The sequence below is a fragment of the Pontibacter saemangeumensis genome, from assembly GCF_039541895.1.
Classification (GTDB): Bacteria; Bacteroidota; Bacteroidia; order Cytophagales; family Hymenobacteraceae; genus Pontibacter; species Pontibacter saemangeumensis.
In genome coordinates, this window is sequence record NZ_BAABHC010000016.1 from 757,994 (window position 1) to 769,962 (window position 11,969).

Genomic DNA, 11,969 nt, shown 5'->3' on the forward strand with positions numbered 1-11,969 from the left:
CCGCTGCCTGTGCTTGGTTATATATAAATGGGTGATAAATTCCCTGTCATCCGGAAGCAGTTTAAGCAGGTTTGGCTGAAGGGATGGGAGGCGAGCTCCTTCTTTAGCGGGGACAACAGCAACAACAGCACATTGCAGGCAGGGATGCGGCAACGCGGTGATGATAAGGGAAGAAGGTAATGGAGCGGGAGATGCCTGATGTCTGGTTCATGGTTCTTTAATTTATATTTCCCCTTCGTTGGGCAGGACTTGGCACCTTTCCACTATCGGATGGTTGCCAGAGGGTCTGGGAGCCTGTTCTCTCGCCTCTTCGTCTATAAATTTCTTGCTGACAGCAATAGTATTCTTTGCAAAAGTATAAAATAAATCTCACAAGTATATCAAATTCACAAAAAACCAGAGATTATTTTCTATCCGACTGTCTCGCGTAATCTCCAGACCCGCTCCTAAAACATCCGTGTCGTCTGCCTTGGCAGTCCCGGCATATGAAGGCAAGTATACTACGCCTATCAACAACAGGAGCGGGATTTTGTTCCATGGCTCCGCTCCTGCACATTCTATATGCCTATATACCCTGTATACCGCCAGCGCATTCAGCCGGGCGCCGACCAGGCGGCTGTTTTCAACGACCAACGGCTGGTCGGTTATATATGCCTTTCTATATAGTAATGGGATGCCTTGGTATATTATGTTTTAGCACCCCGAAAAAGCAGTTTTACTTTGCTGTCTGAAGTACAGAAAACACTTGCAGCTTCCTTTAAACTATGAAGAAGAACCTACTCATTCTATTACTGGGCCTTAGCACCACGGCAGCATTCGCGCAGGCACCGCAGCCACAGCAGCAAACTGTAGTGGCCTCTCCGAAAGGTAACGCCCGGATCAGCGGCCAGGTGGTGGATGCCGAAACCGCAAAACCCATCGAGTTCGCCACGGTGGCCCTCATCAGCGTGCGCACGGGCAAACCCGTGGACGGCACCATGGTGGATGATAAAGGCAGTTTCACAATACAGAAAGTGGCGGCCGGGCAGTACCACCTGAACGTCTCCTTCCTTGGCTACCAACTGCAGACCGTGGAGAATGTGACCGTTGCCTCAGACAACGCCGAAGTGCATGTTGGAACCGTCCGCCTTGCCTCCGACGCCAAAAAGCTAAGCGAAGTTGTGGTAACGGGCGAGAAGCCGCTGGTGGAAGAGAAAATCGACCGCACCGTCTATAACGCCGAAAAAGACATCACGAACGCCGGGGGCACGGCGACCGATGTGCTGCAGAAAGTGCCGTCGCTGTCGCTGGACAACGACGGGAACGTGCAGCTGCGCGGCAGCGGCAACGTGCGCGTGCTCATCAACAACAAACCGTCCGCGATCATGGCGGGCAACGTGGCCGATGCCCTGAAGCAGATCCCCGCGGACCAGATCAAGTCGGTGGAGGTGATCACCAGTCCCTCCGCCAAATACGATGCCGAGGGCACGGCCGGCATCATCAACATCATCACCAAAAAAGACGGGATGCAGGGCGTCACCGGCTCTGTGGCATTGACGGGCGGCACGCGCGGCAGCAACGGCAACGCCAGCCTGAGCGTGCGGCGGGGCAAGTTTGGCCTGAACGGCACCTTCGGGGGAAACATGTTCTACAACCGCGGGAACCTGACCAACGCCATCACCTCCTACGACAACGAGAGCACCGATCTCGACGAGACTTCCTACAGCTTCCAGAGCGGAAACACCCACATCAACGGCGCCTTCATGAACGGGCAGCTGGGATTCGATTACGACCTTACGCCCAAGGATATGCTTTCAGGCGGTGTCCGCACCAACGGCGGCAGGTTCCGGATGCGAAACCAGCAGGCAGCGTACGCCACCGGCTTCCAGGAGTATGACTTCCTGAACAGGATCAGGAACCGCACGCAGCGCATCGGCACAGACTATAACCTGGACTTCGTCCACACCTTCGGGAAGCCGCAGCAGGAACTGGCTATCCTGTCGCTCTACTCCGTCACCAACGCCGACAACTTCATCAACCAGGATTACTACCAGGAGGGCGAAGAGCCGTTTCAGCTGATCCGGAACACCAACGACAACATCAACAAGGAGCTGACCTTCCAGGTGGATTACACGCACCCGTTTGAGAACAAGACACAGCTGGAAGTGGGCGTGAAAAACATCCTGCGCGACGTGGAAAGCGATGCCTCGTATAAAGAGACACCGGAACCGGCACAGGGAAGGCCCGGCAACGACCTGTTTTATGAGCAGGATGTCTACGCGGCTTATCTGACCTATGGCTTTACCCTGAAAAAAGTGCTGAACGTGAAAGCCGGCGGCCGCTACGAGTACACCGACATCAACGCGGACCTGCAGGGAAACGAGCAGGACTACACCACCGATTACGACAACTTCATACCCAGTGTGGCCCTCTCCTACAGCCTGAAGGAAAAACACACCTTCAAAGCCAACTTCACGCAGCGCATCCAGCGCCCGTCGATGTTCTTCCTGAACCCGTACCGCCAGAAGCAGACCTCCAACACCTACGTGCAGGGTAACCCGACGCTGGATGCCGAATTGACGAACCTGTACGAACTGGGCTACAGCACCTTCTTCAAGACGACATCGGTGAACGCCACTTTATATATGCGGCAGACGGACAATGCCATCGAGCCTTTCGCCACGTTTTTCCAGGACGAGGAAGGCAAGCCGGCCACCTTGCTGAGTTTCCAGAACATCGCCAAAAACAAGACCTACGGCCTCAGCCTGTTCGGCAATACCAAGCCTGTGAACGCCTGGACGGTCAGCGGCAGCGCCAACATGTACTTTGTGGACCTGAACAGCGCCTACGCCAGCAACAGCGGCTGGATGTACAACATCAACCTGAACTCTTCCTACGATTTCGGGAAAGGCATCAGCGCCCAGTTCAACGGCGGCTTTAACTCCCGGCGCATCCAGCTATTGGGTGAGTTTGCCTCCTTCTCTTACCATGGCCTAGCCATCAAAAAGGAGCTGTTCGAGAAGAAAGGGGGAATCAGCATCGGCCTGGACAACCCGTTCCGGGAAAGCATGCGCATGAAAAACGACGTCTGGGCCGCGGCCACACCCACCAACCCGACGGCGTACGAGCAGCATATCCGCATCAACAACTTTAACCGCGGCGCCCGCATCACCTTCGACTACCGCTTCGGCAAGATGGACCAGCAGAAGCCGCCGAAGCGCAAGAAGAGCATCCGCAACGACGACACCAAGCAGGGTGATGGCAACGGCGTAGGTTAAGCTTCTAAAGGTGGGATGAACTCAGAACCGTCCGCCATGCATTGGGGAACAAATCAACCTCAAGACACTGAAACGCAAAGGCCTCTCCCTATCCGGGAGAGGCCTTTGCGTTTCAGTGTCTGAATGCCCCCTCCATGTTGCAGGAGAGCAGGGACAGGGCATCTGTCGTTATTTTTATGCGAGTGCTTCCGTTCGCTTCTCCAGTTCCTTGCACAGCTTCTTGGTTTTCACGTGCACAGAGAACCAGGAGTAATTACTTTTTAACAGCTCGAAGTTCGATCCCTCCACTACACCGTTCAGCCCTTTTCTGGAAAGCGCGTCGGCCAGTACATCATCTTTAATCACGAAAGAATCGATTACAAGTCCACCATTCACAAAAGAACAGGCCAGCCCCTGCTGATCTATTTTGTAGAGTAAAGTTTTACTTTTGTTCAGTCCTTTTTCGATTCTTTCTAATTCCTTCATAGCAGTTTTATAGTTCTATTGGTTATATAAAGCATACAGGTTTTAAACAGTTATAGTTCAACAGGATAAAGTATTACTGCAATAAGTTTGAATTTTAAAGTGTAGGGTATTATTTTAAGGGTAAATGTAATTTATATGTAGCTACAGCTAAAAAATATTATAGTATTTTATATAAATTATAACTTTGCCGGCCTAAGCAATTCACGTCTTTTCGCTATACCAGTTTTACTGCAGCCGTTTAAGGCTGTTCTATCGCAGCAGGTTTTATGTCTAAACGAAAAGACATTCCAGGCACGAACGGGTGCAATAAACCCCAAGGCAAGCTAGTGCAAACCTGTGCAAAAAGTCAGCTGCCGCCCAGTTCAAGAAACACAGAAACAGCAGAAGTACAGGGGGAACAAGTGGCGGTTCACGTCAGGGAAAGCCTGAACGCCTCATATACCCTGGCCAGCGCAGCCGGCGGGTAGTGGGCATTCAGGCCGCTGGGATTCGGGAGCACCCACAGTTGGCTGGCGCCGATGGTTTCAGGCTGCAGCCCCACTGTTGCCTTGGGTAACTGAAAAGCCGCTCTGTAGGCCGTTACCCCCAGCACCGCCACTGCCTGCGGCTGGTAGCGCAGCACTTTCTCCCGCAGCAGTTCCCCTCCCTCCAGCAGTTCTGCGGTACGCAGCTCTGCCGCTGCCGTGGTGGCCCGCTGCACGAAGTTGGTGATGCCGCACCCGTAGATCAGCAGTTCCTGCTGCTCGTGCGGGTGCAACAGGCGCGGGATGAAGCCCGCAGTATACAGCGTGGGCCAGAAGCGGTTGCCGGGGCGGGCAAAGTGGTAGCCGGTGGCGGCACTGTAAAGGCCGGGGTTGATGCCGCAAAAAAGCACTTTCAGGTGCGGGGCAATGACGTCCGGCAGCGTATTTCCGGCAGCGGCTAATATTTCCTCTTTCGTAGGTTTATATATATGCATCATTCTTTTTACCTTTACCTGTGGGTGCATGTTGCACCACAGGTAAGCTTTGCTGGGGGCCGCACCTCCTGCCGGGCCTGCTGTGCGACGCCCCCCTTGTCCGTTTTTACGATTTTCACCTGCTCTTCAGGAATAAGAGCAGCATTTATACCGGCCTTCCCGACGCGGTGCAGCTGTTTTACCTGAAGGCGTTGGCGTGAGGCTTTGCCAGGCGCTGCCAGCAGCACCTATGCTTACGCTTGTTGTTTATCTTTAAACCAGATCATACCATGTACCAGGCAGACATCCCCGCAACCAAAGCATTTCTGAAAAGCATCTTTGAGCGCAGCACCACGCCGCAGGGCAGCGCGTGGCTTACGCAAAAAACAGAACTGGTAGGCTCCGGCTCCGCGAAGCAAAAAGACCTGTACCTCGCTTTCAGCGCCGCCCCCCGTTTTGTGGGCAAGGAGAAACTGCACCTCACGGAGGCAGAGATGGCCCAGGCAGAAAAGCTCCGGGCTGGTTTCAACCCCAGCCGCTGGACCGCTGACCAGGCCGCCCGCACGCTGCTGCTCCTCTCGCTGCCGGCGCAGGACGCCGACGCGTTTGTGAAGCAGGTGGAGACACTTTTCGAAACCGCTGACATGGGGGAACTGGTTGCTTTGTATGGGAGCCTGCCCCTGCTGCCTCACCCCGAGCGGTTCAGCAAAAGAGCAGCCGAGGGCCTGCGCACCAACATGGGCGATGTGTATGAGGCCGTGGCGCTGGAGAACCCTTTCCCTGCCGCCTACATGGAGGAGGATGCCTGGAACCAGCTGGTGCTGAAGACGCTGTTCGTGGGAAAGCCGCTTTACCGTATATATGGCATCGAAGAGCGCAGCAACCCCAAGCTTACCCGCATGCTCGCCGATTATGCCCATGAGCGCTGGGCGGCCGGCCGTCCGGTGTCGCCGGAATTATGGCGGCCGGTAGGCCCTTTTATAGATGAAGCCATCCTCCACGACCTCGAGAAAGTCTTTTCACAACCGAGCGAGGTGGAACGCGGGGCAGCGGCGCTTGCCTGTTCTCAGAGCGCTTTCGGCCCTGCCAGGGAGCTGCTGAACGCCCACCCCGACCTGAAGCGCAAGGTGGAAAGCGGCGAGCTGAACTGGCAGCAAATTGGCCGCGCCACAGAGACACAAGCCTGATCCAAAAAAGAAACTCATATCTCACATCCGAAATAAAACGCATATGAACACGCAAAACCTGATGCTGATAGATCCGCACATCCACATGACGTCCCGCACCACCGACGATTACGAGCGCATGCGGAAAGCGGGGATCGTGGCGATCATTGAACCTGCTTTCTGGCTGGGCCAGCCCCGCACTGAGGTTGGTTCCTTTAAAGACTATTACAGCAGCCTGGTGGGTTGGGAGCGTTTCAGGGCGAGCCAGTTCGGCATCAAGCACTACTGCACCATCGGCCTGAACTCCAAGGAGGCGAACAACGAGGCGCTGGCCGAGCAGGTCATGGAGCTGCTGCCGCTCTTTATATACAAGGAAGGCGTGGTGGGCGTAGGCGAGATCGGGTACGACGACCAGACACAGGCCGAGGATAAATACTACCGGCTGCAACTGGACCTGGCCAAGGAGACAAACATGCCGGTGCAGATTCACACGCCGCACCGCGACAAGAAATCGGGCACCATCCGCAGCATGGAGGTGAGCCTGGAGCACGGCATCGCCCCGGACATGGTGATTGTGGACCACAACAACGAAGAGACCGTGAAGGACGTGCTGGACAGGGGCTTCTGGGCTGCCTTCACCATATACCCGAATTCCAAGATGAGCAACGAGCGCATGGTGGAGGTGGTGAAACAGTACGGCTCCGAGCGCATCATGGTGAACAGCGCCGCCGACTGGGGCATCAGCGACCCGCTATCAGTGCCTAAAACGGCCTCTCTGATGCTGGAGCGCGGTATATCACTCGAGGATGTTCGAAAAGTGTGCTACCAGAATGCCCTGGATGCCTTCGGCAAGAGCGGCCAGATGCACCAGTCAGACTGGCTCACCCCAACGGCGGTTGACCAGCGCGAGAAATTCTCCGGCAGCTCCGTGCTCCGGGGCGGCCAGTCGCCGGTCGTGGGCGAACTGAGCACCGATGAAGGCGAGCTCGGCTCAAACATCGTACGCTAATGACGAGACTGGGAGCTTACCTGCGGCTCATGCGCCCGGCCAATATCGTTACCGCCATCGCAGACATCATGATGGGCTTTGCGGCCTCCGGCATGCTGCTGTCGCGCCCGTTCTGGGAAGGCGGGCTGAACGCCGGGACGCTGCAGCCGCTTGGCTGGCTTGTGCTGTCTACCATCGGTTTATACGGCGGCGGTGTGGTGTTTAACGATGTGTTCGACGCGGAGCTCGACCGGGTGGAGCGGCCCGAGCGGCCCATCCCGAGCGGCAGGGCATCTGTTAGCGGCGCAGCCACGCTGGGAGCCATCCTTTTAGCCGTTGGGGTGCTGGCGGCCTGGCAGGTGTCTGGCTTAAGCGCCCTTATCGCGCTCGCAGTAGCCTTCCTGTCCCTGCTCTACGACTGGAAAGGGAAGCATCAAAACATCCTCGGCCCCATTAACATGGGTTCCTGCCGGGGCGGCAACCTGCTGCTGGGGGTAAGTGCCGTTCCCGCGGCCGTGGAGGAACTGTGGTTCATCGCCTTCATCCCGATCGTATATATAGCCGCCATCACCATGATCAGCCGCGGCGAAGTGCATGGCGGAAACATCGCCGCCCTGAAAGGGGCGGTGCTGATGTACGCGCTTGTTTTTGGGGGCATCATCAGCCTGGCGCTGCTGCCGGAATTCAACCTGTGGTACAGCCTCCCGTTTTTGCTGCTGTTTGCCTACCTCATATTTCCGCCTCTTTTCCGCGCCATGCCCACCAAGGAGCCAAAGCTGATCATCAAAGCCGTGAAAGCAGGCATACTGGCTCTCATTGTGATGAACGCCAGCATGGCCGCAGGCTTTGCGGGCTGGCAGTATGGGCTGCTGGTGCTGCTGCTTTTGCCGATTTCTATCTATATTGCCCAAAGATTTGCGGTGACCTGAGAATTGTTATGCCTCAGCCATTGTTACAAATAAACAGGTTGCTGGGTATATAGGGCCCCCACCCTATATACCCAGCAACCTGTTGAAAAGCACCTCATTAAAACAGCATTGTTATTTTTGAATCGGTCCGGGGTCTTTCAGGGATTGATTTTTGACAGAGAAATAGCCATTTACGACCATATATGGAGCCAATAGAGCAATCGTTTACAGTGAAATTTAAGTACGGCGTGTACTTTACCAAAGGGCTTTTTAACCCGGGCAACACTGTATTGACCGATGTACTGCAGCAGGACAAGGGCACAGCGCCCCGTAAAGTGTTTTTCGTGATCGACCGTGGCGTCGCCGATGCCCATCCCCAACTGGTGCAGGACATCAAAAGCTACGTCTCAAAACATCCGGACACCATGAAGCTACTGGCTGACCCCATGGTGATAACAGGTGGGGAGGAAGTAAAAAACAGCACGGAGCTTCTGCTGCAACTGCTGGAGGCGGTAAACACCCACCGCATCGACCGGCACGCTTACTTCATCGCCATCGGCGGCGGGGCGGTGCTGGACATGGCGGGCTTTGCCGCCGCCATTGCCCACCGCGGCATCCGCCATATCCGCATCCCCACCACCACCCTGTCGCAGGACGACTCGGCGGTGGGCGTGAAGAACAGCTTCAACTTCTTCGGCAAGAAAAACTTCCTGGGTACCTTCGTCCCTCCTTTCGCCGTCATCAACGACAGCGACTTTCTGCTGACCCTCGACGACCGCGACTGGCGGGCCGGCATCTCCGAAGCGGTGAAGGTTGCCCTGATCAAGGACGCGGCTTTTTACAACCAGATCAAGCGGGATGCCGCTAAACTCGCGCAGCGGGACATGCCGGCGATGCAAAAGCTCATCCACCGCTGCGCCGAAATGCACGTGCAGCACATCGGCGGCGCAGACCCCTTTGAGTCAGGCTCCTCCCGCCCGCTGGACTTCGGGCACTGGGCGGCGCACAAACTGGAGCAGCTCACCAACTACCACCTGCGCCACGGCGAGGCCGTAGCCGTGGGCATGGCCCTGGATGTCGCCTACTCGATGCTGAAGGGCATGCTGACGGAAGCGGAATACGAAAACGTGCTGGAACTGCTGGAAGACCTGGGATTTGAAGTATATGTGCCGGCCCTGTCGCAGGAAGAGCCCGGCACGGGCCAGCTGAGCGTCATCAAAGGGCTGCAGGAGTTCCGGGAGCATCTCGGCGGGCAGCTCACCATCATGCTGCTGAACAGGATCGGCGAGGGCGTGGAAGTGCACCATATAGAGGAACCGCTGGTGCTGCAGGCCGTAAACCTGTTAAAGAAGCGCCATCAGCACCAGCCAGCCGCCAATATGTAAAGAAAAGGGAGCAGCCGGGCAGGTGACTGAGCCGGCCGCTGTTCTTTGTTTTACCTAAACCGACAAAACATGTATCTGGCCACAGGGCATCACCTTACGTACTGCACCAACATCCACCCAGGCGAAAGTTGGGAGGAGGTTTTCCGGCAACTCAAAGCCTATTTCCCACCGCTTAAACAGAAGCTTTCACCTGATAAGCCTTTCGGCATTGGCCTGCGCCTTTCGAACCTGGCGAGCGAAGAACTGCTGCAGGGCAACCGCTTGCAGGAGTTTAAGCAATGGCTGCAGGAACAGGAGCTGTATGTGTTCACGATGAACGGGTTTCCGTATGGCGGCTTCCATAACCAGGCCGTGAAGGACGATGTGCACAAACCTGACTGGACGACAACAGAGCGCCTGGCCTATACCAAACGCCTGGCACAAATATTGGCTGAAATTCTGCCGGAAGGCGTGGAAGGCGGTATCTCCACCTCGCCCCTTTCTTACAAGCCGTGGTTTCTGGAGGAGGAAAGCTCTAAAGTGAAGGCGGTTTACAGCAGTGCCACCGATCATCTGGTTTCGCTGGTGGAGGCGCTGCTGCAGCTCAAAGCGGAAACAGGCAAGACCATTCATATCGATATCGAACCGGAGCCGGACGGGCTGCTGGAAAACAGCAAAGAGGTTATCAACTATTACCAGGAGTGGCTTTTGCCTGCGGGCGTAAAGGCGCTGCAGGAGTCGCGGGGAATGGCGAAGGAGGAGGCGCACGCGGCGGTGCTGCAGCATATACAGCTGTGCTACGATGTGTGCCATTTTGCCCTCGCCTACGAAAAACCCGCAGAAGCCTTCGCTAAAATTAAACACGCCGGTATCAAAATAGGGAAGATACAGCTGAGCGCCGCCCTGAAAACGGAGCTCCCGAAAGACGTGGAGACGCGCGGCGAGCTGGCCGAAACCTTTGCCCGATTCGCGGAGTCGACGTACCTGCACCAGGTGGTGGAGCGCGGCGATGACGGCGAGCTGACGCAGTACCCGGACCTGACTTTCGCGCTGCAGCATATCCGGAAGCCAAATGCGGTGGAGTGGCGCACGCATTTCCATGTGCCGCTGTTCACTCAGACCTACAACGGCCTGGAATCCACGCAGCAGGACATTGTGGAGGTGCTGCAATATATAAAGAAGGACCCTCTGACGCAGCACCTCGAAGTGGAGACCTATACCTGGGACGTGCTGCCCGAGGATATGAAAAAAGAGCTTTCAGAGTCCATCCTGCGCGAGCTGGAATGGGTACTCTCAACCTTAAACCCTACTGAACATGCAGAAGACGGTCGTACTGGACATCGTCGGGCTCACACAGCCACTCCTCGGTAAACACACTCCAAACCTGGCCAGGTGGGCTGCCGAGGCGCAGCAGGCAGCGGTGCGGCCGGTTTTTCCTGCCGTCACCTGCACTGCCCACGCCACCTACCTTACTGGCAAGTGGCCCGAGGAGCATGGCATCGTGGCCAACGGCTGGTACTTCCGGGATGAGGACGAGGTGAAACTGTGGCGCCAGTCGAACAAACTGATCCAGGCACCCAAGATCTGGGAGGTGGCAAGGGCCGCAGACCCGAACTTTACGGTGGCGAACATGGGCTGGTGGTATAATATGAACACGACGGCAGACTATACCCTCACCCCGCGCCCGCAGTACCTGGCCGACGGCCGCAAGATGCCCGATTGCTACACCCAGCCCGCCAGCCTGCGCGACACGCTGCAGGCAAAGCTGGGCACGTTCCCGCTGTTCAACTACTGGGGACCCAAAACCTCCATCAAATCGAGCAAATGGATCGCGGATGCGAGCAAAATTACAGACGATTTATATAACCCGACGCTCACGCTCATCTACCTGCCGCACCTTGATTACAACCTGCAGCGCCACGGCCCCAGCGATCCGCGCGTGGCCAAAGACCTGCAGGAGATAGACGCCGTGGCCGGCGACCTGATCAAATTTTACGAGGCGAAGGGCGCGCAGGTAATTGTGCTGTCGGAGTACGGTATTACGGATGTGAACCAGCCAGTGCACCTGAACCGCGTGCTGCGCAAGCACGGCTATATCGCCGTGCGTGAGGAGCGTGGCACGGAGCTGCTGGATACAGCCATGAGTAAAGCTTTTGCCATGGCCGATCACCAAGTGGCGCATGTATATATAGAAAACCCTGCAGATGTCCCAGCGGTGCAAAAGCTGCTGCAGCAGGTGCCCGGCGTGCAGGAGGTGCTGGCCGGAGCCGAGCGCGACAAGTATAAAGTGGCGCACGCGCGTTGCGGTGAACTGGTGGTAGTGGCCGATCAAAATTCCTGGTTTACCTATTACTTCTGGCTCGACGATCACAGGGCACCCGACTACGCCCGCATGGTCGACATCCACAAGAAGCCCGGTTTTGACCCAGTGGAGATGTTCGCTGACCCTGAAATCAAGTTCCTGCTGCCGAAGGTGGCGGGTAAGGTGCTGAAAAAGAAACTGGGCTTCCGGATGGTAATGGACATTATTCCGCTGGACGCCACCCTGATCAAAGGATCCCATGGCCGCATCTCCGAAGACAGGAGCGAGTGGCCCATCCTGCTTACCAAAAGCAAGCAGGCCTTGCCACAGGAGTTGCAGGCAGTGGAGGTGTTCGACGTTATCCTGGCGCACCTGCAGGTGGGGAAGCAGAAGATGGCTGTGTAGCAAAAATCATATATAAAAACGGGGAGGGCCGCATTGTTATGCGGCCCTCCCCGTTTTTATATAGGCAAGCAACGCCCCGGCCCGAGCTGCTGGTATGGGTTTATATATATCCGCCATCCGGTAATATAAATTGGATACACCTGGCGCTGCGGCTGCACTCAAGCTACTGCAACGCAA

The 11,969-nt window shown here is 56.3% G+C and carries 11 protein-coding genes and 1 riboswitch; of the genes, 9 read left to right on the plus strand and 2 right to left on the minus strand.

Annotated elements, in window-relative coordinates; all coding sequences use genetic code 11:
• The first annotated feature begins 27 nt into the window (after positions 1 to 27).
• A complete protein-coding gene (locus ABD920_RS17175; protein ID WP_345160727.1) occupies positions 28 to 180 on the plus strand; it encodes a hypothetical protein in 153 nt (50 codons plus the stop codon).
• A 39-nt stretch (positions 181 to 219) separates the two neighbouring features.
• Positions 220 to 323, minus strand: a riboswitch (SAM riboswitch).
• Positions 324 to 764: 441 nt separating this feature from the next.
• The gene (locus ABD920_RS17180) at positions 765 to 3,257 is read left to right on the plus strand and encodes a TonB-dependent receptor (protein WP_345160728.1); all 2,493 of its coding nucleotides are present in this window, start codon (positions 765 to 767) and stop codon (positions 3,255 to 3,257) included.
• Positions 3,258 to 3,431: 174 nt separating this feature from the next.
• Here the strand turns inward: ABD920_RS17180 and ABD920_RS17185 are convergent, their stop codons facing one another.
• Positions 3,432 to 3,722, minus strand: coding sequence for a hypothetical protein (locus tag ABD920_RS17185; protein ID WP_345160729.1), 291 nt, complete (start codon positions 3,720 to 3,722; stop codon positions 3,432 to 3,434).
• A 409-nt stretch (positions 3,723 to 4,131) separates the two neighbouring features.
• Entirely contained in the window at positions 4,132 to 4,683 is a 552-nt protein-coding gene (mug, locus tag ABD920_RS17190) for a G/U mismatch-specific DNA glycosylase (RefSeq protein ID WP_345160730.1), read from the minus strand.
• Between the two features lie 17 nt (positions 4,684 to 4,700).
• Between mug and ABD920_RS17195 the strand changes: the two genes are divergently transcribed.
• The 7 genes from ABD920_RS17195 (at position 4,701) to ABD920_RS17225 (ending at position 11,792) form a co-directional block, all read left to right on the plus strand.
• Complete coding sequence (locus ABD920_RS17195) at positions 4,701 to 4,880, plus strand: hypothetical protein (RefSeq protein WP_345160731.1); 180 nt, start codon at positions 4,701 to 4,703, stop codon at positions 4,878 to 4,880.
• A 69-nt stretch (positions 4,881 to 4,949) separates the two neighbouring features.
• Positions 4,950 to 5,846 carry an EboA domain-containing protein gene (locus ABD920_RS17200; RefSeq protein ID WP_345160732.1) on the plus strand — a complete coding sequence of 299 codons (897 nt, stop codon included), beginning with the start codon at positions 4,950 to 4,952 and terminating at the stop codon, positions 5,844 to 5,846.
• 43 nt (positions 5,847 to 5,889) lie between these two features.
• Positions 5,890 to 6,834 (plus strand): TatD family hydrolase, encoded by a 945-nt coding sequence (locus ABD920_RS17205; protein ID WP_345160733.1) that lies wholly within the window; start codon positions 5,890 to 5,892, stop codon positions 6,832 to 6,834.
• Positions 6,834 to 7,742 carry a UbiA-like protein EboC gene (eboC, locus tag ABD920_RS17210; protein WP_345160734.1) on the plus strand — a complete coding sequence of 303 codons (909 nt, stop codon included), beginning with the start codon at positions 6,834 to 6,836 and terminating at the stop codon, positions 7,740 to 7,742. Before ABD920_RS17205 ends, eboC begins: the two co-directional genes overlap by 1 nt.
• 182 nt (positions 7,743 to 7,924) lie before the next feature.
• Complete coding sequence (locus tag ABD920_RS17215; RefSeq protein WP_345160735.1) at positions 7,925 to 9,106, plus strand: 3-dehydroquinate synthase; 1,182 nt, start codon at positions 7,925 to 7,927, stop codon at positions 9,104 to 9,106.
• Between the two features lie 69 nt (positions 9,107 to 9,175).
• Positions 9,176 to 10,456: a metabolite traffic protein EboE gene (gene eboE, locus ABD920_RS17220; protein ID WP_345160736.1), complete on the plus strand. Its 1,281-nt coding sequence runs from the start codon at positions 9,176 to 9,178 to the stop codon at positions 10,454 to 10,456.
• Positions 10,401 to 11,792 (plus strand): alkaline phosphatase family protein, encoded by a 1,392-nt coding sequence (locus ABD920_RS17225; RefSeq protein ID WP_345160737.1) that lies wholly within the window; start codon positions 10,401 to 10,403, stop codon positions 11,790 to 11,792. The genes eboE and ABD920_RS17225 overlap by 56 nt, the downstream gene beginning before the upstream one ends.
• Positions 11,793 to 11,969: the final 177 nt, after the last annotated feature.

Excerpts from the sequence above, each read along its gene's own strand:
- eboC (WP_345160734.1), top strand. The coding sequence starts at position 6,834 with ATGACGAGACTGGGAGCTTACCTGCGGCTCATGCGCCCGGCCAATATC.
- ABD920_RS17200 (WP_345160732.1), top strand. The coding sequence starts at position 4,950 with ATGTACCAGGCAGACATCCCCGCAACCAAAGCATTTCTGAAAAGCATC.
- mug (WP_345160730.1), bottom strand. The coding sequence starts at position 4,683 with ATGATGCATATATATAAACCTACGAAAGAGGAAATATTAGCCGCTGCC.
- ABD920_RS17205 (WP_345160733.1), top strand. The coding sequence starts at position 5,890 with ATGAACACGCAAAACCTGATGCTGATAGATCCGCACATCCACATGACG.
- ABD920_RS17185 (WP_345160729.1), bottom strand. The coding sequence starts at position 3,722 with ATGAAGGAATTAGAAAGAATCGAAAAAGGACTGAACAAAAGTAAAACT.
- ABD920_RS17175 (WP_345160727.1), top strand. The coding sequence starts at position 28 with ATGGGTGATAAATTCCCTGTCATCCGGAAGCAGTTTAAGCAGGTTTGG.
- ABD920_RS17215 (WP_345160735.1), top strand. The coding sequence starts at position 7,925 with ATGGAGCCAATAGAGCAATCGTTTACAGTGAAATTTAAGTACGGCGTG.
- eboE (WP_345160736.1), top strand. The coding sequence starts at position 9,176 with ATGTATCTGGCCACAGGGCATCACCTTACGTACTGCACCAACATCCAC.
- ABD920_RS17180 (WP_345160728.1), top strand. The coding sequence starts at position 765 with ATGAAGAAGAACCTACTCATTCTATTACTGGGCCTTAGCACCACGGCA.
- ABD920_RS17225 (WP_345160737.1), top strand. The coding sequence starts at position 10,401 with ATGCAGAAGACGGTCGTACTGGACATCGTCGGGCTCACACAGCCACTC.